This is a genomic window from Bacillus sp. MHSD_36 (genome assembly GCF_030757775.1).
In the GTDB taxonomy this organism is placed as follows: Bacteria; Bacillota; Bacilli; order Bacillales; family Bacillaceae_G; genus Bacillus_A.
The window spans coordinates 40,261-65,744 of record NZ_JAVBIS010000001.1; the positions used below are offsets into that span (position 1 = coordinate 40,261).

Below are 25,484 nucleotides of genomic sequence, written 5' to 3' on the forward strand. Positions count from 1 at the left end.
AGATGGAAAAAACAATTGTAATAGATGGTAAGCAAGTTCGACTGAAAAGTACAGCAGCAACTGTTAAGCGTTACAAAGCGCAATTCAGACGTGATTTGTTTGCTGATATGATGGCTTTAGGGGCTATTGGTACATTTACACCACAAGATGGTTCTCAGCCTTCTATTGACCTCTCAAATGTAGATTTAAAGAAAATAGATTTTGAAGTTATTTATGATTTAGTTTGGTTATATGCTAAAACCGCTGATCAAAATCTTCCGGATCCAATTACATGGTTAGACGGATTTGAAGAATTTCCTATTTATGAAATCATTCCAGAGATTAACGATATGATTCAAAGTACAATGGGAGCAAAAAAAAACTAAAGAAAAGTAATGGAGAGCAAGGGACTTTCAGTGACGGAGAATTCACCACTGATTTGTTCCTTGCTCTTTGTTATAAAGCGAAATTAACGAGTTGGGATTTAGAAGTAATGACAATCGGTGATTGCTTTGATTATATTGCTGAATTTGCAGAAATGGAGAACCCAGACAAAGAGAAAACCCGTAAAGCAAATCAAAAAGACTTCGATTCGTTCTAAGAAAGGGGTGAGATGATGGCAGGAGGAAGAATTAAAGGGATTACGATTGAAATTGGTGGTGAAACCACTGGACTTCAAAATGCGTTAAAAGATGTTAACAAGCGTAGTAATGATTTAACCAAAGAGCTTAAAGATGTTGAGCGATTATTAAAATTTGATCCAGGTAATATTGAAGCTTTAGCTCAAAAGCAACAGTTACTGACTCAGCAAATTGAAAACACCACACAAAAGTTAGATAAATTAAAGGCAGCTGAGCAACAAGTCCAAGCGCAATTTCAAAACGGAAAAATTTCCGAAGAACAATACCGCGCATTTAGGCGTGAAATTGAATTTACAGAAGGATCGCTTAATGGCCTAAAGAATAAGCTTGGGAACATGAAGGCTGAGCAAGATAGTGTAGCAAGTTCAACAAGACAATTAGAAACATTGTTTAGTGCTACTGGGAAAAGTGTTGATGATTTTGCGGGAGCATTAGGAAATCGTCTTGTGAATGCAATTAAAAGTGGTACGGCTACAAGTCGACAATTGGAACAAGCAATAGGAATTATCGGCCGGGAAGCATTAGGAGCAGAAACAGATATAGAGAAATTACAACGAGCTCTTCGATCGGTGGATGCTGGAAACTCAATACAACAAGTGCGAAATGAATTAAGAGATTTACAGCAAGAAGCCGGAAGAACGGAGAAGAAGTTTGAAGGGCTAAAGATAGGATTAGAAAACGTCATAGGTGGTATGGCGGCAGGTGGCGGTATTGCTAGTGCGGTTGAAAAAGCAATGGATATGTCAAAGTTGCAAACGAAAATTGATATAACTTTTGATGTTCCAGAATCCTCGAAGCAATCAGTAGAGGCGGCTGTAAGAGGGGTAACCGCTTATGGTGTGGATGCGGAGGCATCATTAGAAGGTGTACGTAGGCAGTGGGCTTTAAATAAGAATGTAAGTGATGAAGCGAATGCAGCTGTTGTTAAAGGAGCAGCGACAATCGCGCAATCCTATGAAGGAATAGATTTTACGGAATTAATTCAAGAAACGAATGAAATTGGAAACGAATTAGGGATTTCGCAAGATGGTGCACTTGGTTTAACAAACGCTTTGCTAAAAATGGGATTTCCACCTGAACAATTAGACATTATCGCTGAGTATGGAGGACAGTTAACAAGAGCTGGATATAGCGCTGAAGAAGTACAGGCCATTATGGAGGCTGGTGTTGAAACAGGTACTTGGAATATCGATAATTTATTGGATAAAGTATTGTCCCTATGAGTGGTGACATTCATAGAAAACTCCTTTAAAACGGTGGAACTCTCTGTTATAGAGACAATACCGTGCCAAGCATTTAATAAATCAAAGATGTTATTTACTTAGTATATTTAGACAGACATCCTTTTACAGATGATTTAACTATTTTAAATTGATGATTCATTTTTACTGTTGATACTACTTTTAATTATTCAAAAATCCTCTCTATTGCTGTAAGATATTGTATTAGGAGTGAGGGTATGGAAAGAAGATTTTATATTTACGAATGGATAAGGCTTGATACTAACGAGCCTTTTTATGTAGGAAAAGGTAGTGGTAATCGAGCGTATCAAATTGATAAAAGTAGAAATAGGTATTTTAAAAATATTTTAAACAAAACTGAGGTAGCTGTAGCTATCATATCTAATAATTTAACCGAAAAAGAGGCTTATGATGCTGAAGTTTGGTTTATTTATGAATATAAGCATGTTTTAAACTACAAACTTGTGAATTTAGATGATGGAGGGCTTGGTGCGGTAGAAGGAAAGTTTAACCACATGTACGGTCGGAAAGGATCGTTACATCCAAATTATGGCGTGGTTGTGTCAGAAGAAACTCGCAGAAAGCAAAGTCTAGCTCGTTCTGGAAAAAGAAATGGAATGTACGGCAAACGTGGGGATTCAAGTCCGATATACGGACGTAAGAAAACTGAACAAGAGCGTTTGAATATAAGCCAAGCGTTAAAAGGAAAAAAGAAATCAGAAGAACACAAAAGAAACTTAAAAATAGCTAGAGAGAAAATAGACGTAGGTGGAGCTAATAACCCGAACTACGGAAACGGCCAAGCTATTGCAGGAGGTAAAAATCCCGCCGCTGTAAAAGTTAAAGTTACTGACAATCTAGGTAATTTTACAATCTATGAAACGAAAGAAATAACAAGTAAACAGTTTAAAATAAGTTTATATTTATTAACAAAGTTATTAGGTAAGAAAATTTCTGTAGAAGATGATTTTAATAGGCAAAAAAGTAAATATCGTCATTTAGAAGGGTACAAATTTGATTTGTTAGATGAAGGTGTAACGACTAGTCGAGAGACGTACACTATAAGCGAATGATAGTGGAAATGGGGAGCATCTAGGATCTGTTTTGCTTAGATGATGATATAGTCTGGTCTTACTGGCGACAGTGAGCGGTCCTTTGGGGACGGGTAAAGTGTTGCGTACTTTACTGAACATAACGGGTTTAAAAGAAGGACGTATTAAAGCGGCTGAGTTCGGTCAAGGTGTCGATAAAGCGATGAAAGAAGCTCTTGAAGGCACTAATATTTCAGCGGAACAAGTTCAAAAATGGGGTCAAGCTGTAGCTAATGGCGGTAAAGAAGGTTCAGCGGCTATGACCGAGATTGCACAAGCCTTATCACAAGTTGATGATGAAACAAAGCGTAATGAATTAGGTGTTAAATTTTTCGGTAGATGATGAATTGTGCCGAAGTAAAATCGTTCAAAAACGGTGAAAGCTCAGCATGTAAAGATGGTGCTAACACCGTGGTAAAGCACATTCTAAAAGATGTGGCTCACCGTAACGCATAGGAGTTGAACCTGTATTACAGAATAAAATACTCCCACGAGTGAACGACAACCTAATAGGTTGAAAATATATGCTGAACCGAGGATGAGTTAACGTCCTATAATGCGGAGAAATCCCCGGAAGTAGAGGATAAAAAGCCTTTACGATAACAAAATGACAATGTATGAAGATCAAGGGCAAAATATTATTAATACTTTGCTGGGTGCGAAAGAAAAAACAGTTGATTTCCAAAAGAACCAAGAACAATTGAATGGTTCCATTAAAAAAATGGATGCAAATCCAGCAGTTAAATTTCAAAAAGCAATGCAAGATTTACAAATGGCCCTCAAACCCGTTCTTGGAGTTATAGCTGATGTTGTTGCTAAAATAGCCGATTGGATTTCTAATAATCCAAAACTAGCAGCCACTTTGGCAGCTATCGCAGTAGCTATTGGCGTAATTGCAGGAGCATTTATGGCTTTAGCACCAATAGTTGTCGTCATATCGGGTGTAGGGGCTGCAATGATGGGGTGGGTAGCGTTAATCGCTGTGGTTGTAGCCGCTGTAGTTGCCTTAGGCGTACTAATTTACCAAAATTGGGATTCTATAAAACAATGGACCATTGATGCTTGGAATGCAATTGGAGAGTTCTTAGTAGGAATATGGGATGGGATTGTGCAATGGGCAAGTGAAGCGTGGAATAGCATTAGTGAATCTACATCAGCAATTTGGAACTCAATTAAGGAATTTTTAATAGGTATATGGAATGGCATTGTAGAGTTTGTTGTAACCTGGGGAACCGCTATTCTAGAAACGTACGTTGGTATTTGGACATCCATTTTTAATTTCTGTATGGAAATTTGGAATGGGATAGTTGAATATTTAACTTCAGTTTTGCAGGGAATAGCGACTTTCTTTACAGAAATATGGACTTCTATTTCTACATTCTTTCAAGAGACTTGGAATGGATTAGTAGCTTTTATAACTCCTGTTTTACAAGGGATTGCTGATTTCTTCTCTATGATTTGGAATGGTATTTCTACAGTGATCCAAACTGTATGGAATTTCATTACTCAATACTTACAAGCAATTTGGACGGCTATTTTATACTTTGCTACTCCACTATTTGAAAGTATCAAGAATTTCATTTCTGAATGTTGGAATAAAATTAGTTCTACTACAAGCCTAGTATGGGAAACAATTAAGAATTTCTTGGTTTCTTGCTGGAATGGACTTGTGTCATTTGTAACGCCAATCTTTGAAAAAATCAAATCTTGGATTATTAGTGTGTGGGATACAATCAGTTCAGCCACGATGGCTGTCTGGAATGCGGTTAAGAATTTCTTGCAAGCATGCTGGAATGGATTAGTATCTATTGTAACACCAATTTTTGATGCAATAAAAAACTGGATTGTGAATGTCTGGAATACTATTAGTTCCACTACGAGTGCTGTATGGAACGCGATTAAAAGCTATCTTTCTAGCTTATGGAATTCAATTGTTTCCACAGCAAGCTCAATTTTTAATAGCATTAAATTAGCTATTTCAACTGTTTGGAATATGATTAGTAGTGCAAGTAGTAGCGTATGGAATGGTATTAAGTCTACACTTTCAAGTATCTGGAATGGTATTAAATCTACAGCATCTTCAGTGTGGAATGGTTTGAAAGATGCCATTATGACTCCTGTTCGTTGGGTAACAAGTGCTGTTAGTGGGGCATTTAATGGAATGAAATCAGCAGTATTAGGCGTGTGGGATGGAATTAAGAGTGGTATTCGTACAGCTATCAACGGAATCATACGTATTATTAATAAGTTCATAGATGGCTTTAATACACCGGCAGAATTGTTAAATAATATACCAGGAGTAAGTGCGCCAACTATTCCGCATGTACCAATGCTTGCTAAAGGTGGAAAGCCTGTAGGTGATGGTTCATTTATAACAGGAGAAGCCGGACCAGAGTTATTTACGAAGAAGGGTAATTCAATTACAGTTACACCTTTATCATCGAGAGAAAAATCACTTGGTATTACTGGGACTATGAATCAATTAATGGGTGATATGAGTCGGATGATGGCTAGTTCTATGAGTCAATTAGCAGAATTAAAGTCTGTTATGAGTGGTGTGTATGGAAGTATGTCAAATAGTAGACAAGCCATGGCTGGTAATATCGCAAATCAAATATTCAATTATTCATCAGGGCAAACTGGTGGTAATGAAGTAATTTCAGCACAAGGTGGCGATTTAGTAATTGAAGTACCAGTTATTTTAGATGGTAGAGACTTAGCACGCGGTACTTATCGATATACAAAAGAATACCAAGAAAGAGAAGAGCAAAGAAACTCAGCCTTTTAGGTTTGAGTTTCTTTTATTTTATAGGGAAATGGGGTGTCAAAATGAGCTCTTTTACATTTAACAACGAACGTAAAGAATTTGTCCAAATTGCAAAAGGCTTGAAAAGACCTACTTGGGCACCATTGAAAAGAAATTTATTAAGTATTCCGGGGTATCCTGGTGCAAGACTATTAAACACACAAACTGAAATTCGGGTTCTTTCTATTCCTGTGGGAATTATAGTTCCTGATGGATCTGATTTAGAAACGCTGAAAGAAGAAATTGCAGGGTGGTTAATAACAGATCAACCAGCAGAACTTATTTTTGATATAGAACCACATAGAACATATTTAGCAATTGTAGATGATAGCTTTGATCCAGATGAATTTGTAGCCCTTGGTACAGGAACAATTAAATTTATTTGTCCAATGCCTTATAAGTTAGGAGCTGTACAAGAGAAAATACTGGCTATTGAGAAGGGAGACTTAAAAGCTTCATTACGTAACAATGGTTCTGTAGAGTCTAATCCCATTATTGATATAACTGTGGGAGCACAGAGCCCTTTTCTTGATATCTGGAATGGTGACGAATACTTTAGGTTAGGTTATCCCACAGGGGTTAAAACTCGTGTTGTGAAACAAAATGAGCGGCTCATATGGGATGAAATGAAGAGTTTAACAACTTGGAATGCTGTAACTGGTCAAATAGGAATTTACAAAAGTTCAGGGGCTATGAAGGTTTGGCAAGGGTACGCCTTTACACCTGACTCATACGGAACGGGAACAGATACCGAGTGGCATGGTCCTTTTATGAAGAGAACTATTCCTAATACAGGCGGTGTTATCCAAGATTTTAGACTTGATGTGCAAATGAGTTTTCAGTCTGAACACTGGAACAGAATGGGGAAAACTGTAGTTATGCTCTTAGATGCTAATGATAACATAGTAGTGGAACTAGCGATGGCTGATGATTATATGAGCCATGAAATGACAACAGCACAAGCAATTATTGATTCAGGAGGGTCTAGAAAGTGGATCTCTGACGAAATGGGAATGTATTCTGATACATTTAACGACTTCAGAGGACATGTTGCAGTAGCTCGCAGGGGCAAAGAATGGAGTTTCTATTTTGCTAAATATCGAAAGAATACGGAGATAGATGATGCTAGTTTTGTCCGTACATGGAGAGATGAGTCTGACAGTAATCCTATGACAGCTAGACCAGTAGCCAAGATAGCTGTAGGATGTATTGTTTATGGTTCTAATCCACCAGTTGATATTGCATTTATTGAAGATGTTAAGTTTTGGAAGATAAATACCTTAACTATAGATGAGACTCCTTATATTTTTGATATAGGAGACAAAATACAAATAGATACAGAAAGATCATTAGTAACAATTAACGGAAAAAATGTAATTGGATTGAAAGACATATTCAGTTCGTTTCCTATTGTAAAAAGAGGACTGAATGAAATTATAGTACGTCCAGCCAATATAGGAATAGCAAAATTAAGTTATAGGGAGCGATTTAGATGAGAACACCAAGTGGAATCTTACATATTGTTGATTTTAAAACTAATCAAATCGTTTCAGCTATACAACCAAAAGATTATTGGGATGATAAACGCCATTGGGAAATCAAGAATAATATAGATACATTAGAGTTTAGGGTGTTTGATAATACAGAACATGCAACAACGCTTTTACAACAAAATTTAGTGTTAAAAGAAGTGCGTGATGGTCGAATTGTTCCATATGTAATTACTGAAGCGGAAAAAGACTCTAAAGATAGATCAGTGGTTGCTTATGCATCTGGTGAATGGATTCAGCTTGCTAAAGCAGGGATTATTAATCCGCAAAAAATTGAAGGTAAAACGTTGAATGAATGCATGAGAAGAGCTCTCGCAGGTACGAAGTGGAAAATAGGTAAAACGGAGCATAATGGATCACACTCTATGACGATTGATGAATTTACTGATCCACTGACATTTCTTAAACAGATTGCTTCTTCATTTGAATTAGAAATTCAATATCGTGCTGAAGTTGTAGGATCTCAAATCGTTGGCCGATATGTGGATATGGTTAAGAAGCGAGGACGAGATACAAAAAAAGAAGTAACTCTTGGTAAAGATTTAATGGGAATTAAGCGTATTGAGAACTCTCAAAATATTTGTACAGCCTTATTGGGCTTCGTTAAAAAAGAAGGCGGAGAATTTATTACTATTGCGGAAATAAATAACGGCATACCTTACCTTGTGGATGACGGTGCATTTCAGCGCTGGAATGAAAAAGGACAACATAAATTCGGCTTCTATAGCCCAGAGACAGAGAATCAAGATATGACTCCGGAACGACTTAAAACTCTTATGAAAACAGAAATAGAAAAACGTGTAAATACTTCTGTTTCTTACGAAGTTCAAGCACAAAGTATAGGGCAAGTATTTGGATTAGCACATGAATTAATTAATGAAGGCGATACAATCAGAATTATAGATAGAGGGTTCAAACCTAAGTTGTACCTTGAAGCACGTGCTATCGCTGGTGATGAATCTTTTAAAGACCCTACACAAGATAAATATGTGTTTGGTGATTATCGTGAAATTATTGACTCGAATGAAGAGTTACGCAGAATGTACCAAAAAATTTTAGCATCATTACAAGATAAAGTACCCCAAGGGTGGTTTGATGCTTTAAAGGACAAAGTAAAAGATCAAGGTCTAGACATTCAAGATGCTATCAACAAGTCAAAACAAGCTCAACAGGAAAGTAAAACGGCTAAAGACTTAGCAGAAGCAACCCAAGATTACATGGAGAAAAATCTTGTAGATATTATAGAAAGTGTTAAACCACCTACTACTGATCTCAAAGCAAATAAAACACTCTGGCGTGATATTAGTAATGGTAAGCCTGGTATTTTAAAAATATGGACAGGTACAGCATGGGAATCAGTTGTTCCAGATACGGCTCCATTACAACAAAGTATTAAGGATGTTAAGAAAGATATTGAAACAGCTAAAACGGAATTAAATCAAAAGGTTCTAAGTGTGGAAGGTAAAGCTCAAGAAATAGCTGGACAAATAGTCGGGGTTCAAAAGCAGGTTAATGACAAAGTTGATCAAACGTGGATTAATAATCAACTAAGAGATAAGGCTGATAAATCCGGCGTTTATACGAAAGATGAAATTAAAGATGGTTTTATAGGAAAACAAATCTATGAAACTGATAAGAATGGTAACGTTAAGAAGTTCCAAGATATTAATACATCTATTAGTCAAACAAATGAAGCTCTTAAACAAAAAGCAGAGAAGTCGGAGTTAACGAAAATTAATGATGGTTTGTCCCAGCTTGAAAGTAAAACGAACGAGATTATATCAACGGCAGATGGAACGAAGCAGACAATTTCTAATCTGAAAACTCAAGTTGATAATATTCAAGTTGGTGGGCGAAATTTATTACTAGAAACAGCTACTAAATCACATTCAGTGAAGACTGGGGAAAATAAGCAGCATACCTACTTTGATTTAGCAAAGGATGCAGCTAGTTTAATGCAGGGTAAGAATCTTGCTATGAGTTTCCTGTTTACAGGTAAAGTTACTGCATGGGGAACAACGAATAAATGGGCTGGTTTCGAAGTGAAGATTACTTTCACAGACAATACATTTCATTATCCGAGTTGTCGCGTAGAAAACCGCCTAACACTAGGTAAACAGTATAACCAGGAAAGGTTCACAGCGAGTGCTGTAGTAATGGATAAACCTATTAAAGAGATTTCAGTTTACGCTTTAGCACGTGACTTCACGGGGGACGTGTTAATTGAAAAGCTTAAATTAGAAATTGGCACAATATCAACTGCATGGACACCAGCACCAGAAGATCAAGTATCCACAACTGATTTCACTAAAAAAACAGTAGAAATTGAGACTACTATTAAAGGAATAAATACTTCTGTATCAAATGTACAAAACGAACAAGGAAAGCTTACAGAACGAGTTACTAAATCAGAACAAACTGCAGATAGGTTTAAACAATCCATTGAATCGTTAACAAAAAAAGATAGTGAAATTAGTAATAAATTAAATACGGTTGAATCAACTCTGGAGGGCACGAAAAAGACGATTTCGGATATACAATCTGATACAAAGTCACTCAAAAAAACGACAACTGAAATTAGAGAGGAAGCAGGTAAGATTACCGAAAAACTCTCTAATATAGAAAAACGAGAAGTAAGTGTTCGAAACTATGTAATTAACTCAGATTTTTCTAATGAAAAAAATTTATGGAATGGTATTACTAATTCAACAACTTTTAAATTTATTGACGTTAATATATCAGATGCATCAGGTATTAAGAAAGGATTACAAATAACAAGCAATGCAGCTTATATCTACCAAAACTTAAGCCCAGATCAGTTTATAAAGAAAAAGGGGATAGCATCCTGTTATGTTGATGTAAAGGCTGTAACATCAACAACAGAATATCCGCGCCTATATATGAGATTCACGTATGATCAGAACGGGAAAGATCAACATTATTATGCTATTATTCAGCAAAAAGTAGTAACAAATGGTTGGAATCGAATTTCTATTCCTTTCGATACAACGAATTACACAGGTAATTTAAAAGAAGTACGTGTAAATATCGCTACTGGTAATACAACTACTGTAGATGCAACATTTACAGGGATAATGGTTACCTTAGGAGACTTACTTGAATCTTGGAATCTTGCTCCTGAAGATGGAGTAACACAAGGAGCTTTTCAATCGAAAACAAACGAGATTGAAAAAAGTGTGGATGGTGTGAAAAGTACTATTACAGCTATCGAGGGTAAGGGCATAGTAGGGACAAATTTAGTTTACAACTCAAGCTTTCTACAAAGAGATACAGGATTACCTGTAGGTTGGGAATTTCCTCATCCTGATGTGACGAGCTTTCAAATGCCATGGGATGACGATAAGCGAGCAGGAGTAATTCGCTTCAATCGTACTAACCTAGTGGAAACAGCCCCTAATAGCATCATAAGTGGGTTCTCAACAAAATTTTCTGTAACATTAAACCAAGAGTATACGTTCAGTGCCTATATGAAAGTTCCTAACGTAGCTACTTTTAAGTTTAAATATGCTTACATCATAGAGTTTTTCAACGAGGCAGGTGTGCGAGTACAATTCCAAGATGTACAGCTTACAAATGCAGAGTTAGCAGACATCACAACCGGTAAGTGGACTCGTATAATCAGAACTATCAAGCCGAAGATAGCAGGTATCGTCTCAGGTGGATTCCGTTTAGCTTTATTCCATAATGGGGACATATACTATAGAATGCCTCAGGTGGAATTAGGAGACCGTGTTACAGGGTGGAACTTATCTACCAGTGACTTCTCTACTCAGCATGGACTTAATGATCTGACAGTGAAAACTAACGCGATTAAACAAACTGTGGATAGCAATCAAGCCACAATTGCTTCTCTTAGTACAACGCAAGGAAAGCATACTACACAAATTCAAAAGAATACGAGTGAGATTACGCAATTGAACAATCAGATCAGCTCTAAAGTCTCTGATACCCAAATGCAAGATTATGTAGGGGGGCTGGGAAGTACAAACTTATATATAAATTCCGCTTTTGAAGATAGGACAATCAACCCTAGCTCTGGTATTATTACTTCCAGAACCCCGAGTCTTAGCAAATGGAAAGTAGTAGCTACTGTAGCAGGATCAGCCGTTACGCCTACAACAGCAAGGCAACATGATGGATATAATTCGGCTCAGATTCAAGCAACGGGGCTAACTGTAAATGCTTGGACAGGTATTAGTCAATTATTCCCTGTTACATCTAGCTCAGGAAAACTAGTATTATCTGCATGGTTTTTTACATATAACAAGGACGGTTTAGATCAAGGTGGAGCTTTGGAGATTAAGTTCCTAAATGGTTCAACTACAGTTACAACTAGTAGTGTAGACCTAAAAGATAAGTTGAATAACGGTGCATGGACACTTGTTTCTGTTACTGCTGAGGTTCCTTCAAAAGCTGTTACTCATGTAGAGGCTTATATATGGATACGTAGAAACGGACTTATCTGGGTATCTCAACCACAATTCCAACAAGGTGCTACACCTTCGGCATTTATGGAAAACCCGAAAGACTATGCTAACTATGATCAACTTGTAGGAGAAATTGCTAAGAAAGTAGCTACCACAGACTTTAACTCTAAGGTATCAACCCTTGAGACAAGCATAAATCAGCAATCCAGCCGAATTGACTTAAAGGCAGAAAAAAAAGAGGTTTACTCAAAAACAGATTCCGATGGACGCTTTGGAAGTAAAACTATTGTAGATTCGCATACTTCTCAGTTATCTGTAATGAGTAATGAGATTAACTTGCGAGTCAAAAAAGGTGATCTTGCATCAACAATTAACCAAACAGCTCAATCCGTATTGATTCAAGCTAGTAAGATTATGCTTGACGGATACATTGAAGCGAAGCACTTGAAAGCTCAAGAACTAGTTGGAGTTACTATTAAAACTGCCCCTAACAGTGAACAGCGTTTCGTTAAACTCAATAAACAGTTCTTAGAGCTTTATGATAAAAATATTTCTAGAGCTGAATTGAAATTCTTTAACAGTCAAGATGGAACAGCTATAACGCCTGCTCTTGTGATGGGGCGTTCTAAATCAGGTGGTATTGAAGGGGCAACAGCGCTCTACCATAGAACTCCCATTGATGGGAATGGAAACGATAACTTTCGAGAATCTTATTCAACTCTAGGAGTAGTAGAATCCTATAATAGTAATTCCAATTTATTCCTATATGGTTCAGGATTAGAACAGACTTGGGGAGGGAAAGTCCATTTATATGGTAAGGACACTGTAACTATCTCAGCTTCTCGTCAAGGTGATATAGTAATCAAGACTGATACGGTAGCTCAAAATACTTCTATTAAAATTCAGCCGTCGCTAGATTTTGAAGTTATAGCAGGTAATAACATTTACCTGCAAGGTAACGGATACCACCTATCAACTGTAAGGACAAATCATACTTTTAGAAATGGGAATGGTAACTTCTACTTTGAAAATAAGAACAAAACTTCAGGTAACAATATGCTTTTACAAGATGACAACAACAATGCTGATCTACGCCTAGCATATATACGTATCAGAGGCTCGCACGTTTCAGGATACCAGAGCGCATTACAGCTTATCCCAGTAGGTGAAAATACACCAACAGCAGGATTACAAGCAGGGAATATAAGTTACACAAGTCTTACAAACCGTTCATCTCGTAAGATTAAGTCCAATATTCGTGATTTAGAGATTAATGCCTTAGAAAAAATTATGAGCTTGAAAGTAAAGCAATATAATTTCAAAAGTGATGTAGAGAAACTCTACAAAATGAGACAGGAAGCTGAGGGAACAGGAAAGCTACACACTACAAGAGATATTCCTCTACAGTATGGTCTTATCCTAGAGGATACAGATGAAACTTTCCATGCTGATTTGGGGGATGGAATCAACCTGTACACTCTTGTAACCCTCCATTTAGATGCTACTCAAAAGATTAAGTTTATACAAGATGTTCATGAGAAAGAACTAAGTAATCTTAAATCGAAAGTTGCTAGTCAGGATAATGAAATTGAATATCTAAAATCACAAGTAGCCAGTCAAGAGGACAGAATTGCACGTCTAGAAGAATTATTACTTCAACAATTAATTGATAAGAAACCAGAGCAGCCATAAGCTGGTCTTTTTTTATTGTCTAAAAAGGGGTGATCAAAGTGGAAGGATTACAAGAAGTAAGAAGTGATGTTCAAGAAATAAAGCAAGATATTAAGGACATTCGCTTAGAGATTAAAAGTTTAGAAATGCGGACAACAGGTAACGAGAAAGACATTATCAATATCAATAAGCAATTAGATAAGATTAGCGCTAATACAACTTGGATCTTACGCCTTATTGTTGGTGGGCTTATTGGAGCGGCTCTGACCTTCTTTTTGAAAGGAGGTGGTATGTAATGTTTGAAATTACGGTAATGATTGGTGTTGTTGTAGGATTATCACAAATTGCAAAAACAGTTGGGATGCAAACAAAATATGTTCCGTTACTAAATTTAACGCTTGGCATAATGCTAGGCGTTTTATTTTTGTCTCAAGATATCAAAATAAATATATTTCAAGGAATCATTATTGGGTTGTCAGCAAGTGGATTATTTGACCATACAAAAATTATAAAAAAGGATGCCGATGTAAAATGAAAAAGAAGTGGAAACATATTTCATCTATAGTTGTCGCTATGATTTTAGTATTATCAATTGGAACAAACGTATTTGCTGATAGGGTCTTGATTATTACTGATTTACCAAAACAACCATACCGTAATGGTGTTGGCGCTTATGAAGGTGTTGTAGCACATTCTACAGCTACCCCAGAAGCTCCAGCTATTAATATTCAAAAATATGAGTCTCGTACATGGCGTTCGGCATTTGTTCACTACGCAGTTGACTGGGATGAAAAGATTCAAATTGCATCTACTAAATATCGTGCATGGGGTGCAGGTCCAGCAGCTAATGCTAGATTTGTTCACGTTGAATTGTGTGAAACAAGTGATCCGATGAAGTTCAAACGTTCTTACGAACGATATGTAGAGTTGATAGGGGAAATCTTACGGGAACGAAATATTCATCCTTCTAAAGGATTATGGACACATAAGGATATTACTTATAAATTAGGTGGTACAGATCATGAAGACCCACTTGATTATCTTCGTAGTCATGGTGTATCAGAGGCTAAATTCCGAGCAGACGTGTTAAAGGCTTATAACGGGAACTCTGTTACGGTAGATGCAAAACCACAGAAACCAAATGAAATACCTGGCACAGTACAGGTGAATGGTGTTGCGTATATTGAGGGATACAATGTAAATCTTCGTTCTGGACCATCAACAGATAATAGTGTTATTCGTAAACTACAAAAAGGAGAGGCTTATAAAGTATGGGGTAAATTAGGAAACTGGTTAAACCTTGGTGGTAACCAATGGATTTATTGTGACTCCTCATATATCCGTTACAATGGGACAGATGCTTCTACCATGACTGGTAAAAGGGTCATTTCTAAAGTGGACAATTTACGTTTCTATGAATCTCCATCTTGGCAGGATAAAGATGTCGTAGGTACCGTTGATGCAGGATTAGGATTTACAATTATTGATAAAGTATCAGTGGATGGTTCACCGCAATATAAAGTGAAAAACTCAAAAAGCAGTGTCTTCTATATTACAGCTAGTTCAACATATGTAGAAGTATCATAGAATCAAAAAGCCGATTCCAATTAAGGATTCGGCTTTTTTTATTGTTAAGATATTTAAAATTTACTTTTAGATAATGCCTTTAATATTGGATTTATGATTTTACTTAATAAACGAAACCCTCTAAATATAGATTGAACAACCTTCAAACTATCTCCCTCCTTTAAATTAAGCTAATTATACCAAATTCTATTACTGCAAATTCAAATAATGTAGACGTATTAAAAAGTAAGTAATAAAAAAGTCCTTCTCGAATGAGAGGACTGTGCTATTTTATAGGATAAAATTAGATTTATAGGAAAAATATTATTTAGTTAAGTTGACTTAAGTCAACGTTTGGTGTATAATAAGAGTATAAAGAACAGGAGGTGAACAAAGTGGATTGGATAATAATCTTAGGTGCTATAGCTACAACAGCAACGGTTTTCTCTCAAGTAACCGCAGGTGTTAAAAACATCGTAGATACATACTACAAGGTGAAAGAAGAAAAACAAAAGAGTCGCCCCGACCAAGGAAACGACTCAGAATAAGCACACAGGGGAGGGAAACCTCTCCTGCATTTAAGATTATATCACATTCCATATTATTATGAAAAAATTTATCTGGACGAATCTACCTGTAGTCATTGTTTTAGGGTTTATTTTATCAATCCTTGATTATGATAATTTAAACACTTGGGGTTATATCTGTATCGTTGGTACAATACTAGCGATAATCCTAATGGTAATCAACATGGTTATTTTGTATATAAAGGAGAAGAAAAATGTATAACTTTGAATCTAAGGAAGAACTAATAAAATTCGTAAATGATGAAATTGTGAATACTTCAGAGGCATTGGAGATTTTGGAATGCTCGAGGCAGAATTTAAATAAGTTGGTGAAGTCGGGGACGTTAGCGCCGATTAAAGAGATGGTTCGAGATCGTTTGTTTTTTAAAGAGGATATCTTAAGAAGAAAAGAGCAAATGAAAAAATAGTCTATTTATAATAGCAATCTCAATTATAAAAAAGCTCAGTTGTTTGACTGAGCTTTTTTATGTAAGTACTGATTCTAATTCATCTAATTTTATTTCATTTTCTAAACATAACTCTTTAACTACTTCTAATGCCCATTGTTTCCTTTGGTCAGCTTCAACAACTGTATTCCATACCCCGCCTCGTTCTGCATTATATAATGCTTTTAAACCAGGGAATAGATATGTATAGATAACGAGAATAACATGTTGTAAGTTTTGAGACACAATTTCCATTTGATTATTTTTAGTAATACTTGACCTTGCGGTATCTATAGTGAAGGAGCCATCAGAACCTATCTCCATAAACAGGCTAAAGTTATTTTCTTTTAAGAAATAGAAGCCACCGTTATAAACACTTTGATTACTACCTAATCCAGATAATGCTTGTACTGAACCCAAAACATTTGCTCCTTGACTTGTACTGTCATAAGCTTTTCTTTCTGCATGTTGTGAAACTGCCGAAACATCTACAATTTGAATGGTCTCGTTTGGAGAACCGTGTAAAGATACTGTTTGCCCTCGTTTGCTAAAAATCCAATAGAAAAATCTACTATCTAAGGCAAATGTATCTATATCTTTAAAGTACACTTTTCCCCACTCTTCTTTAGGATTTTTATTACCTTGTCCAAATAATGCAGAGCGTACTTTGCCTTCTTGGCTTGCGCTTACTTCTAAAGCGCAGAAAACTCTACCTAAATATTGGAAGAAAACAGCGTTTACAGAATGATTAAATACCCTTGATTCTCGTGGAAGGGGATTATTATTGATGACACCTTTCGAGGCACCTGATTGAGTTTCATATTGCCCTATAGCAGCGATATATTCAAATGTCTGGCCGGCGATATCCATTCTCTCAATAATAAAATCGGCCCTACCTGGAATTGGTAACCACTTATTCTGTAAGGTTTTCTCGTAATCTGTTAATTGATTATAAGTAGCGAGATACTCTATTTCTTGTAAATAATTTAATTGTAATAAATCGATAATATAATCTAAGTCAAAACGTGGCTCCATAGCCCAAATCACAATCTTACTGTTATTCCTCGCCATACTTGCTCCTCCTTCATTATCTCCGGAAAAATCTAACTTTTTGTTCTTTAATGTCCAATTGAAGAAAAAGTTTAAGCCATTTCGCACTTTTACCATTAACTGTGAAAGTGGGACTTATACTGGCTGATAGATTATCTGGGATTTCTATATCTGTATGATTGGTTATGTAATAGGGATAAACCTTCGTTACTGTTATGCTTTTTTTACCTGTTTGTAAAGTTCCAATTTCATTTATCATTTCATTCAAACGTATTTTAAAACCAGTTTGAGTGTCCACTACAATTTCTTTGTTTTGGAAGGGGTCTTTTGCCTGAATCATTAGCTGTCTAGGAGTGGGCTCAATTTCTAAGAAAAGTTCTTTGTTTTTTATTAATCTTAGTAAAATACGCCACCATATGCTCCCTTTTCTTGTAATTTCTAAATCTAATTTAACAGTTCTTTGGAGTTCACTAGACAGCCGGTTATTCTCTTGTGTTATTAAAGTGAAGTCTATATTGTTACCTAAAGCATTGTTTTGGGTGACAGTTATACTTAAAGGGCGAAATAAAAAAGAGAACCAACTTATTAATAGGAAGCATAAATAAATTCCTATCAATAATAGCGAGTCTCGCAATTTATTTTCCAGCCATTTTTCTTCACCCCAAAACTGGTTAAACAAGAACAGTAATAATATATACTGTATAGTTTGAGTAAAGAAATTTTTTCTATCTAGATTTAGCATGTGTCACATCCTCTCCACTGGAATATTTTTTACCCCAGTTGCTAATTCTATAGGTAATGAAAAAGCAAGCGAGGGTAACTCATTTATTTCTGCTGGAATTTCAGCTACGGCAAACTTGGTAATGCGCAGGTTTCGTCCGTTTTGAATGTAAGAAACAGCAAGAATATCATGTCCATTACTTAAAATAATATTAAGAACTTCAATAATATTATTTATGTTCTGAGTAAGAAGTGCTTCATCTAATTCGTCTTGTAAATCTGAATCGATTTCCTCAGTAAATTCAATAACCAATATTTTTATATTTAAATAATCGGCATTTTTAATTAATGAAAATAATCTGTCCTGCTGCAGTTCAAATGGTCGTAATTTTGCTCGTAATTGTTCATTAGTATTTCTAATGGCTTTATCAACGGAGGCAACCAGTGGAGAAGACTGGGTGAGAATATCTGCACTTTTTAAATCATCATTATTTAAACATTGGATTTGTTGATAAAAATAAAGTACATGTGTACGCATAATTGCTACACCTCCATTCTTATAGTATATATTATTACACAAAATAAGAAAAAAATGTTAAGTTGTAAATAAAAATTTTACTGATATTTAATCATAGAATAGATGGGATATATTTTGATGTATTATTTATAAAATATCATGTATTACATTATATTTATTTCCATAATTAAAGTGAATAATAAAATTGATTATGATTTAGTGTTTTGATTTTTAGATGGATAAATTCTTTGTTAAAAAAATAACCTATTTTAATAAGCATCCACCCACAAACCCACCCACAATTCACCCACAAAAATAAAAAAAGTGATGAATCACTATGAAACATCACTTTTATAAAACCTTGATAAATCAACGTTTTTGGCGCAATTTAAAACTTGATGAATTCAGAGGATATATTCCGTACGCAAGTACACCAATGGGAACGCGATCAATACATGTCTCTATACTAAGAGACTTAAACCCTTGACACATAACGTGTTGAGGGGTTTTTTTATCCTTTTCGGCAAGAAGACTCCATCTGATTTGTGTTATGGGTGAAACCCAACAATTCAGGTGGAGATGAATTGCTGTCAGAAGGTAGACTGAACACTTTTGTTTCGTTCATAACAACTTTTTGAGGGCGAATTAAATAGGTTAAAAATTTTTGCTGAAATACATTTCATTACAAAGAAAAACACCCTGATATTGCAGTTGAAGTGAGCCCGAATAGTGGTACATGAAAAAAACACCTATCCCCTAAAGAATTTAGGGAACAAGTGGTTTAGGTGTTTTGATAGGTGTCCCGTTTTCGGGGTTCACTTCAGCTTTTATTCGTGCGTTTTTTTGTTTAGGAGTAAATATAAATGAGTACCTTGCAATAAATAATACTAGGTAGTATATTATGGATATAACTGGTAACGCGCATTGAACAGTACTGAAATGAGAAAGGGGGATTGTACTTGAACGTTCAGTTTAAAAAAGGTGTGTTAGAACTGTGTGTATTGGCACTTGTGAAACGTAAGGATTGTTACGGTTATGAACTTGTTCAGCAAATCTCAAATAAATTTTTAATATCAGAAGGGTCAGTATATCCTTTATTACGCCGTTTAACGAAAGAAGGATATTTTCAAACGTATTTAAAAGAATCTACGGAAGGGCCACCTCGTAAATATTATCAATTAACAGAGCAAGGGGAAACGCAACTGAATTTGTTAGTAACAGAGTGGCGTGATTTTGCGAAAGGCGTACAAGAAATTATTGAAGGGGTGGAATGGGATGAGTAAAGAACAGTTTCTTAAGGAATTATCAAGTCACCTTAGAAAGTTACCGGACGAAGAGAGGAAAGATATTTTATTTGATTATGAAGAGCATTTTCAGTTTGGGATAGAAGAGGGGAAAACTGAATCGGAAATAATAAAGGGTCTTGGCTCTCCGAAAGTAATTGCAAAAGAATTGCTTGCGATGTATCGCTTCGATGAAATGAAAAAAGACCCATCTACTTCAAATGTGACAAGAGCTGTCATGGCGGCGATTGGACTTAGTTTATTTAATTTTATTATTGTGTTAGGCCCGTTAGTTGCAATTATTGCTTTTATATTTTCTTTTTGGGTCGGTGGGATTGCTAGTGTAGTGACACCATTTTTCGTAATTGGAAAAGTATTTATAGGTACTTTTATATGGTTGGATCTATTCGTTAGTATAACGTTTGTTGGAGTGGGTTTGTTGTTATGTATGATCGCTTATTATAGTACGAAGTGGTTTAAAAGGCTGTGCGTACGTTATGTCATATGGAACTTCAAAATGATAAAAGGGGAGTAGATGATGAAAAAAATATTGTTAGTAGCAATCGCTTGTATCATTATTGGAGTAATTGGGATTTCACAAACATATGAAAAAGCAGTGCAAACTGCAGAAGAAGGAAACAAAGAAGATATAATTAAAAACGAAACACTAAAAAATATAGAAGTTAAGTTAGATGTCGGGGATATTATCGTCAAAAAATCTCCTGACGCTTCTTTTTATGTAAAGCAATCAGGAGATGCGAGTAAACAAGAGATTCGTATTACTGAAGATGGTGACACATTAAAAATCATTGGGGAAAGAGAAAAAGGTGCTTCATTTGATTTTTCTTTTTACGATTTTAGGTTTCAAACGTCTAAATTGACCCTCCTTGTGCCCGAACGCTCTTACCAAGATGTAAAAGTAAATTCATCTGCTGGACAAATCGAAATGAGTGATGTGAAAAGTGATAGCGTAAGTGTTAGAACACTTGCTGGAGAAGTAGAGTTGAAACAAGTAACGGCTAAGAATGTGGAAGGATCTACAAAAGCTGGTGAGGTGAACTTTAAGAAGGTAATAGGGAAAGCGACCGCAAAAACAACAAGTGGGGAAATAAATATTCAAGATCATGATTCTAAGTATAATCTAGAAGCAAGCTCAACTGCCGGAGATATAAATATTACTTTATCGGAAAAACCACAAGATGCGGTAATTACTGGGCAAAGTGCTGCCGGGGATGTAACAATTTTTAATGAAGAAAATAAAGACGTAACGATTGGTAATGGGAGTAAAAAGATTAGCGGTAAAACAGCTGCGGGCGATGTGACGATTGAAACGCGTTCATAAGAAATAGAATGTATGAAAATCTATCAAAATACAAAAAAGAAGATAATTACCGTATATCAATACGGTAATTATCTTCTTTTATATTCTTAATGTAAATCACGATATACGCCAATTACTTTACCGATAACTGACACTTGCTTTAAAATGATAGGTTCTAATGAAGAGTTTTCCGGTTGTAGACGGAAATGGTCTTTTTCTTTATAGAAACGTTTAACAGTTGCTTCATTATCCTCTGTTAAAGCGACTACAATTTCACCATTATATGCAGACTGTTGTTGGCGAACAACAACTAAATCTCCATCGAAAATACCAGCTTCAATCATACTATCTCCAGAAATACGTAACATAAACACTTGATCTGCTCCTGCGACAATGCTAGCTGGAAGAGGGAAGTGTTCCTCAACGCTTTCGACTGCTGTAATTGGTAATCCAGCAGTAACTTTCCCGACAATTGGAACTTGAATAACAGATTGTGTTTCTGTATCCATTCGATCGTCACCTAAAATTTCAATTGCACGTGGTTTCGTTGGATCGCGTCGAATGTATCCTTTTTCTTCTAATCTTGATAAATGTCCGTGCACTGTAGAACTAGAAGCGAGGCCGACTGCTTGACCGATTTCACGTACGGAAGGTGGATAGCCTTTTTCTTGTACTTTTAGCTTAATAAAGTCGAGAATGTCTTGCTGGCGTTTCGTTAACTTTTCCATGTTTTCTAACACCTCGTTTTCTTTCATTTTTCTTATTAATAAGTATAACATGCGAAAAAACATTCTACAAACATAAGTTCGAACAAAAGGCGAATTTATGTTACACTGGAGGGAAATAATAGTGAGAAAGAGGGGTTCATAATGAATGCAATTATTTATGCGCGTGTGAGTACAACAAAAGAAGCACAAGAAACGTCATTATTACGTCAAAAAGATGAATTATTGCATTTAGCAGAGCGCTATCAAATGAACGTTACTAAGGTGATTGAAGAGCAGGCTAGTGGCTATACAATTGAACGTGATGGCATATTAGAAGTGTTAGATACAATTCGAGATGAACAAATTGATGTGCTACTCATACAAGATGAAACACGCCTTGGTAGGGGAAATGCAAAGATTGCATTAATGCACTGTTTACATAAAGAGGGAATAAAAGTATACACGCATACGCATAATGGAGAATTACAATTGTCGGATTCTGATTCGATGGTATTAGATATTATTGGTATCGTCGAAGAGTATCAAAGAAAGATTCATAACTTGAAAATTAAACGTGGTATGCAACGAGCAGTAGAAAAAGGCTATCGTCCAGAAAATAATTTAAAGAACCGTCATTTAAGTGTAGGACGAGAGAAGAAAGAAGTGCCGATTGAGGAAATTGTACGTTTGCGCAAGAGTGAACTTACTTTCGAAGAAATTGCAGCAACGCTTCGCGGCTTTGGTCATAATGTTTCAAAAGCGACTGTACATCGTAGATATGTAGAGTATACAAAGCAATTGCTTGATAAAGAAGAGTAACTATTGTATGATAATAATCAGTTTTGATTAGAAGGGGGATTCGAGATGCTTAGTCACGAACTCGTTGAACGCATTAACTTCTTAGCGAAAAAAGCAAAAGCTGAAGGTTTAACTGAAGAAGAACAACGTGAGCGTCAATCGCTACGTGAACAATATTTAAAAGGATTTCGTCAAAATATGTTAAACGAACTTAAAGGAATTAAAGTCGTTAATGAACAAGGTACTGACGTTACACCGGCGAAATTAAAAGCTTTAAAAAAGCAAGATAATGCAAAATTAAACTAAAAGATGGGCGAAGCCCATCTTTTTTATTTATTATATTTGTTATTTAATAACTTTCCAGTTGTTATTAACCGTTGCCTCTATATTTTTATTTTTCAAAATATAATTAGCGATCAGTTCAGACATATCTGTTGGTATGTCTTTTATTACGGGCTTATTTTGAAACATAAAGAAGTTTCCTCCACCGCTTGCGCGATAATTATTCATAACGACGTCATATTCTTCATCCATATTAAGAGGAGCGCCTTTGTATTGTAAAGATTTGACCCTTTCGCCAATAGGTTTGGAAATGTTTAATACGTACGAAATCCCTTCCCACATATCGTAATTATAGTGTTGCGGCTTTGGTTCTAGGAAGGTAGGGTTTACGATGATGGATCCATCTGCATGTAATGTGAAATAAGAAGCTGAGAGTTCGAGAGCATCTTTTATATCTGCTCCAGTTATTCTAATTACTTGTAATGTATTTGGATAAATATAATTAGAAACGATGTCACGCATTGTTACATATTTCGGGAAACCTGGAGATGTATTATGGAACAAACTTGTACAAGAAATTGATACATTAGCTATATCCATCTGTATTTTATTTATGAATTCAATAAAAGGATGGTCTTGCAAACGAGTTTGCATAGCGTCTGAAATTTGCATGTCCCCATAGATGAATCCAATAGGTTGATCGAGCCAATTTTGTGTTTTCTCTTCATAATCGGCAACTAAGGAAAGAATATGTTGGTCCGCCGCAATTCCTTGCACGGGCAATAATTGTGAATAACTCTCTTTTTTCACCCATTTTTGTTCTGTTTTTTCAAATGTTACTGTTATTTTCCCGACGGAGTGTCCATTGCATCCGGTCTGTAAAATTGTTACACCGTTTATTACGGTGTCAGCGATTTCTCGGTGTTGGTGGCCTGTTAGCAAAATATCTATTCCTTCAATTTCATGGCACATTGCATATCCTTGGTTTTCACCTGTTAAAACTTCATTCGGTATCCCGGTTTGTAAATCGCGTTCAAATCCTCCATGATACGCTACGACTAATAAATCTGGTTTCTCGTGTTCGTGAATGTAAGAAACCCACTTTTTTGTTGATTCTAATGCATCTTCAAATTGTAAATCTTGAATGTGATGGGGTTGTTCCCAATTAGGAATGTAATGCGTTGTCATCCCTAAAATAGCAATTTTTATATTTGATTCAATATGTTTTATTATATATGGTTTCCCAAAATAAGGTTCTTTTCTGCTTTTGTCTAAAATATTTGCTGATAGATACGGGAAGTTGGCAGTAGAAATAGCATTGTTTAATACATCCATTCCATAATTAAATTCATGATTCCCAATCACTGCAGCATCATAACGTAAATAGTTCGCTAATACAGACATGGGATTTTTCTTATTATTTTCATATGTAGCGTAATGATAAGTAAAGGGTGTTCCTTGTATGAAGTCACCATTATCAATTAATAGGACGTTTCTATTTTGGGAACGTTCTTTTTTTATAAGAGTAGAAATTTTAGCTAAACCAATTTCAGCTTTGGAGTTATCTTGATAGTGAATTGGATAAACAGTACCATGTATATCACTTGTTAATAAGATGTTTAAAGTTATAATTTGATTTTGATTCAATATCATTCACCTTTTCTATTATTATCTACTAGTTAAGCATATCAAATATATGAAGAGAATTTTAATGAGAATGTATAGAATGTGTAAAGATTCTGTAAATAAGCAATTATTAATAAAAATGTGTGATATATTTCTTCATGTTTACGGAAGGTAATTTATAACAACAAAAATGGAGGCTTTAATATGTTGAAAAAAGTTTTTGCAATGAGCACGACAGTTGTACTGGCGGCGGGATTATTAAGTGGCTGTGGAACGAAGGAATCTAGTGCAAGTACAACTGAAGACACGAAAAAAGGTTATGTACCGAAGACGTTAAATGTTCAATTTGTTCCTTCTCAAAATGCAGATACGTTAGAGGCGAAGGCAAAACCACTTGAGAAGCTATTAAGTGATAAGTTAAACATTCCAGTAAAAGTTAGTATTTCGACGAATTACAATACAATTGTAGAAGCGATGGCATCTAAGCAAGTAGATGTTGGCTTTTTACCTCCAACAGCGTATGTGCTAGCACATGAGAAAAAGGCTGCAAACGTAATTTTACAAGCACAACGTTTTGGAGTAGATGATGAAACGGGAGCTCCTACAAAGGATTTAGTAGACTTTTATAAGTCTGAATTTGTTGTTAAGAAAGATTCAAATATTAATAGTGTAAAAGATTTAAAAGGTAAAAAAATTGGTTATCAAGATGTAACGTCATCAGCGGGGTATGTGTGGCCTGCGGCTGTACTATTAAAAGAGGGCGTTGATCCGTTGAAAGATGTGAAACCTGTTACATTAAAAGGTCACGATCAGTCGCTTATTGCTCTTTTAAATGGTGATGTAGACGCAGCTGTTGTATTCCAAGATGCTCGTAATATTGTAAAAAAAGATTATCCGAATATATTCGATCAAACGAAAATAGTGAAATTTACGGAGAAAATTCCAAACGATACAATTTCGGTACGTTCTGATTTAGATGAAGAGTGGAGCAAGAAATTACAGGATGCTTTCATTGAAATTGGAAAGAATGAGGAAGGTCACAAAATCATTAAAGAAGTATATTCGCATGAAGGGTATGTTAAATCTGATGATAGTAAATTTGATATCGTTCGTGAATATGGGAAGGAAGTAAAAACGCAATAATACATATGGAAATGGCAGCTAGCTGAAAGGGA

The 25,484-nt window shown here is 35.6% G+C and carries 23 protein-coding genes and 1 pseudogene; 19 read left to right on the forward strand and 5 right to left on the reverse strand.

Annotation, left to right across the window (positions count from 1 at the left end; genetic code table 11):
• Positions 1 to 2 precede the first annotated feature (2 nt).
• From Q9B79_RS00300 to Q9B79_RS00360, 13 genes and pseudogenes are all read left to right on the forward strand, one after another.
• Positions 3 to 365, forward strand: a complete 363-nt coding sequence (locus Q9B79_RS00300; RefSeq protein ID WP_000415946.1) for a hypothetical protein — start codon at positions 3 to 5, stop codon at positions 363 to 365.
• Between the two features lie 53 nt (positions 366 to 418).
• Positions 419 to 580, forward strand: a complete 162-nt coding sequence (locus Q9B79_RS00305; protein ID WP_000477711.1) for a hypothetical protein — start codon at positions 419 to 421, stop codon at positions 578 to 580.
• Positions 581 to 592: 12 nt separating this feature from the next.
• Positions 593 to 1,825, forward strand: a pseudogene (locus Q9B79_RS00310) (hypothetical protein); the annotation flags it as partial.
• Positions 1,826 to 2,079: 254 nt separating this feature from the next.
• Positions 2,080 to 2,934: an NUMOD3 domain-containing DNA-binding protein gene (locus Q9B79_RS00315; protein ID WP_242304841.1), complete on the forward strand. Its 855-nt coding sequence runs from the start codon at positions 2,080 to 2,082 to the stop codon at positions 2,932 to 2,934.
• A gap of 97 nt (positions 2,935 to 3,031) precedes the next feature.
• Positions 3,032 to 3,295: a hypothetical protein gene (locus tag Q9B79_RS00320; protein WP_098672324.1), complete on the forward strand. Its 264-nt coding sequence runs from the start codon at positions 3,032 to 3,034 to the stop codon at positions 3,293 to 3,295.
• Positions 3,296 to 3,559: 264 nt separating this feature from the next.
• Positions 3,560 to 5,740: a phage tail protein gene (locus Q9B79_RS00325; protein ID WP_306182167.1), complete on the forward strand. Its 2,181-nt coding sequence runs from the start codon at positions 3,560 to 3,562 to the stop codon at positions 5,738 to 5,740.
• Positions 5,741 to 5,781: 41 nt separating this feature from the next.
• On the forward strand, positions 5,782 to 7,254 hold the full coding sequence (locus Q9B79_RS00330) for a distal tail protein Dit (RefSeq protein ID WP_242304842.1): 1,473 nt from the start codon (positions 5,782 to 5,784) through the stop codon (positions 7,252 to 7,254).
• On the forward strand, positions 7,251 to 13,448 hold the full coding sequence (locus tag Q9B79_RS00335; RefSeq protein WP_306182168.1) for a phage tail spike protein: 6,198 nt from the start codon (positions 7,251 to 7,253) through the stop codon (positions 13,446 to 13,448). Before Q9B79_RS00330 ends, Q9B79_RS00335 begins: the two co-directional genes overlap by 4 nt.
• 38 nt (positions 13,449 to 13,486) lie before the next feature.
• Positions 13,487 to 13,723: a hemolysin XhlA family protein gene (locus tag Q9B79_RS00340; RefSeq protein ID WP_000398741.1), complete on the forward strand. Its 237-nt coding sequence runs from the start codon at positions 13,487 to 13,489 to the stop codon at positions 13,721 to 13,723.
• Entirely contained in the window at positions 13,723 to 13,962 is a 240-nt protein-coding gene (locus Q9B79_RS00345; protein ID WP_242304843.1) for a holin, read from the forward strand. Before Q9B79_RS00340 ends, Q9B79_RS00345 begins: the two co-directional genes overlap by 1 nt.
• Positions 13,959 to 15,014 (forward strand): N-acetylmuramoyl-L-alanine amidase, encoded by a 1,056-nt coding sequence (locus tag Q9B79_RS00350; protein ID WP_242304844.1) that lies wholly within the window; start codon positions 13,959 to 13,961, stop codon positions 15,012 to 15,014. The genes Q9B79_RS00345 and Q9B79_RS00350 overlap by 4 nt, the downstream gene beginning before the upstream one ends.
• Positions 15,015 to 15,388: 374 nt before the next feature.
• Complete coding sequence (locus tag Q9B79_RS00355; protein ID WP_000383803.1) at positions 15,389 to 15,541, forward strand: hypothetical protein; 153 nt, start codon at positions 15,389 to 15,391, stop codon at positions 15,539 to 15,541.
• 233 nt (positions 15,542 to 15,774) lie between these two features.
• Positions 15,775 to 15,987, forward strand: coding sequence for a helix-turn-helix domain-containing protein (locus Q9B79_RS00360; protein ID WP_242304359.1), 213 nt, complete (start codon positions 15,775 to 15,777; stop codon positions 15,985 to 15,987).
• A 57-nt stretch (positions 15,988 to 16,044) separates the two neighbouring features.
• Here the strand turns inward: Q9B79_RS00360 and Q9B79_RS00365 are convergent, their stop codons facing one another.
• From Q9B79_RS00365 to Q9B79_RS00375, 3 genes are read right to left on the reverse strand one after another with little or no spacing between them, the layout of a single operon-like run.
• Entirely contained in the window at positions 16,045 to 17,076 is a 1,032-nt protein-coding gene (locus tag Q9B79_RS00365) for a hypothetical protein (protein ID WP_242304357.1), read from the reverse strand.
• 16 nt (positions 17,077 to 17,092) lie between these two features.
• Entirely contained in the window at positions 17,093 to 17,797 is a 705-nt protein-coding gene (locus tag Q9B79_RS00370) for a hypothetical protein (RefSeq protein WP_242304355.1), read from the reverse strand.
• A gap of 3 nt (positions 17,798 to 17,800) precedes the next feature.
• Positions 17,801 to 18,313: a hypothetical protein gene (locus tag Q9B79_RS00375; RefSeq protein WP_306182170.1), complete on the reverse strand. Its 513-nt coding sequence runs from the start codon at positions 18,311 to 18,313 to the stop codon at positions 17,801 to 17,803.
• Between the two features lie 938 nt (positions 18,314 to 19,251).
• On the opposite strand from Q9B79_RS00375, the gene Q9B79_RS00380 reads away from it, so the two are divergent.
• The 3 genes from Q9B79_RS00380 to Q9B79_RS00390 are packed head-to-tail and all read left to right on the forward strand — an operon-like array spanning position 19,252 to position 20,917.
• On the forward strand, positions 19,252 to 19,575 hold the full coding sequence (locus Q9B79_RS00380) for a PadR family transcriptional regulator (protein WP_001102620.1): 324 nt from the start codon (positions 19,252 to 19,254) through the stop codon (positions 19,573 to 19,575).
• Complete coding sequence (locus tag Q9B79_RS00385; RefSeq protein WP_306182172.1) at positions 19,568 to 20,110, forward strand: DUF1700 domain-containing protein; 543 nt, start codon at positions 19,568 to 19,570, stop codon at positions 20,108 to 20,110. Before Q9B79_RS00380 ends, Q9B79_RS00385 begins: the two co-directional genes overlap by 8 nt.
• Complete coding sequence (locus tag Q9B79_RS00390) at positions 20,111 to 20,917, forward strand: DUF4097 family beta strand repeat-containing protein (protein WP_306182173.1); 807 nt, start codon at positions 20,111 to 20,113, stop codon at positions 20,915 to 20,917.
• Positions 20,918 to 21,003: 86 nt separating this feature from the next.
• On the opposite strand, the gene lexA is transcribed toward Q9B79_RS00390, so the two are convergent.
• Positions 21,004 to 21,624, reverse strand: coding sequence for a transcriptional repressor LexA (gene lexA / locus Q9B79_RS00395; RefSeq protein ID WP_193414543.1), 621 nt, complete (start codon positions 21,622 to 21,624; stop codon positions 21,004 to 21,006).
• Between the two features lie 141 nt (positions 21,625 to 21,765).
• Here lexA and Q9B79_RS00400 point away from each other — a divergent pair, with 141 nt between their 5' ends.
• Both Q9B79_RS00400 and Q9B79_RS00405 read left to right on the forward strand, forming a co-directional pair.
• Positions 21,766 to 22,422: a YneB family resolvase-like protein gene (locus tag Q9B79_RS00400; protein ID WP_000991471.1), complete on the forward strand. Its 657-nt coding sequence runs from the start codon at positions 21,766 to 21,768 to the stop codon at positions 22,420 to 22,422.
• Between the two features lie 45 nt (positions 22,423 to 22,467).
• On the forward strand, positions 22,468 to 22,707 hold the full coding sequence (locus Q9B79_RS00405) for a DUF896 domain-containing protein (RefSeq protein ID WP_000948565.1): 240 nt from the start codon (positions 22,468 to 22,470) through the stop codon (positions 22,705 to 22,707).
• Positions 22,708 to 22,746: 39 nt separating this feature from the next.
• Here Q9B79_RS00405 and Q9B79_RS00410 read toward each other — a convergent pair whose 3' ends face one another.
• On the reverse strand, positions 22,747 to 24,330 hold the full coding sequence (locus Q9B79_RS00410; protein ID WP_306182175.1) for a bifunctional metallophosphatase/5'-nucleotidase: 1,584 nt from the start codon (positions 24,328 to 24,330) through the stop codon (positions 22,747 to 22,749).
• A 183-nt stretch (positions 24,331 to 24,513) separates the two neighbouring features.
• Between Q9B79_RS00410 and Q9B79_RS00415 the strand changes: the two genes are divergently transcribed.
• Positions 24,514 to 25,452 (forward strand): phosphate/phosphite/phosphonate ABC transporter substrate-binding protein, encoded by a 939-nt coding sequence (locus Q9B79_RS00415; RefSeq protein WP_306182176.1) that lies wholly within the window; start codon positions 24,514 to 24,516, stop codon positions 25,450 to 25,452.
• Positions 25,453 to 25,484: the final 32 nt, after the last annotated feature.

Coding starts and splice junctions, on each gene's coding strand:
- Q9B79_RS00390 (WP_306182173.1), top strand. CDS start 20,111: ATGATGAAAAAAATATTGTTAGTAGCAATCGCTTGTATCATTATTGGA.
- Q9B79_RS00360 (WP_242304359.1), top strand. CDS start 15,775: ATGTATAACTTTGAATCTAAGGAAGAACTAATAAAATTCGTAAATGAT.
- Q9B79_RS00330 (WP_242304842.1), top strand. CDS start 5,782: ATGAGCTCTTTTACATTTAACAACGAACGTAAAGAATTTGTCCAAATT.
- lexA (WP_193414543.1), bottom strand. CDS start 21,624: ATGGAAAAGTTAACGAAACGCCAGCAAGACATTCTCGACTTTATTAAG.
- Q9B79_RS00345 (WP_242304843.1), top strand. CDS start 13,723: ATGTTTGAAATTACGGTAATGATTGGTGTTGTTGTAGGATTATCACAA.
- Q9B79_RS00325 (WP_306182167.1), top strand. CDS start 3,560: ATGACAATGTATGAAGATCAAGGGCAAAATATTATTAATACTTTGCTG.
- Q9B79_RS00375 (WP_306182170.1), bottom strand. CDS start 18,313: ATGCGTACACATGTACTTTATTTTTATCAACAAATCCAATGTTTAAAT.
- Q9B79_RS00365 (WP_242304357.1), bottom strand. CDS start 17,076: ATGGCGAGGAATAACAGTAAGATTGTGATTTGGGCTATGGAGCCACGT.
- Q9B79_RS00350 (WP_242304844.1), top strand. CDS start 13,959: ATGAAAAAGAAGTGGAAACATATTTCATCTATAGTTGTCGCTATGATT.
- Q9B79_RS00405 (WP_000948565.1), top strand. CDS start 22,468: ATGCTTAGTCACGAACTCGTTGAACGCATTAACTTCTTAGCGAAAAAA.
- Q9B79_RS00315 (WP_242304841.1), top strand. CDS start 2,080: ATGGAAAGAAGATTTTATATTTACGAATGGATAAGGCTTGATACTAAC.
- Q9B79_RS00335 (WP_306182168.1), top strand. CDS start 7,251: ATGAGAACACCAAGTGGAATCTTACATATTGTTGATTTTAAAACTAAT.
- Q9B79_RS00300 (WP_000415946.1), top strand. CDS start 3: ATGGAAAAAACAATTGTAATAGATGGTAAGCAAGTTCGACTGAAAAGT.
- Q9B79_RS00415 (WP_306182176.1), top strand. CDS start 24,514: ATGTTGAAAAAAGTTTTTGCAATGAGCACGACAGTTGTACTGGCGGCG.
- Q9B79_RS00385 (WP_306182172.1), top strand. CDS start 19,568: ATGAGTAAAGAACAGTTTCTTAAGGAATTATCAAGTCACCTTAGAAAG.
- Q9B79_RS00370 (WP_242304355.1), bottom strand. CDS start 17,797: ATGCTAAATCTAGATAGAAAAAATTTCTTTACTCAAACTATACAGTAT.
- Q9B79_RS00400 (WP_000991471.1), top strand. CDS start 21,766: ATGAATGCAATTATTTATGCGCGTGTGAGTACAACAAAAGAAGCACAA.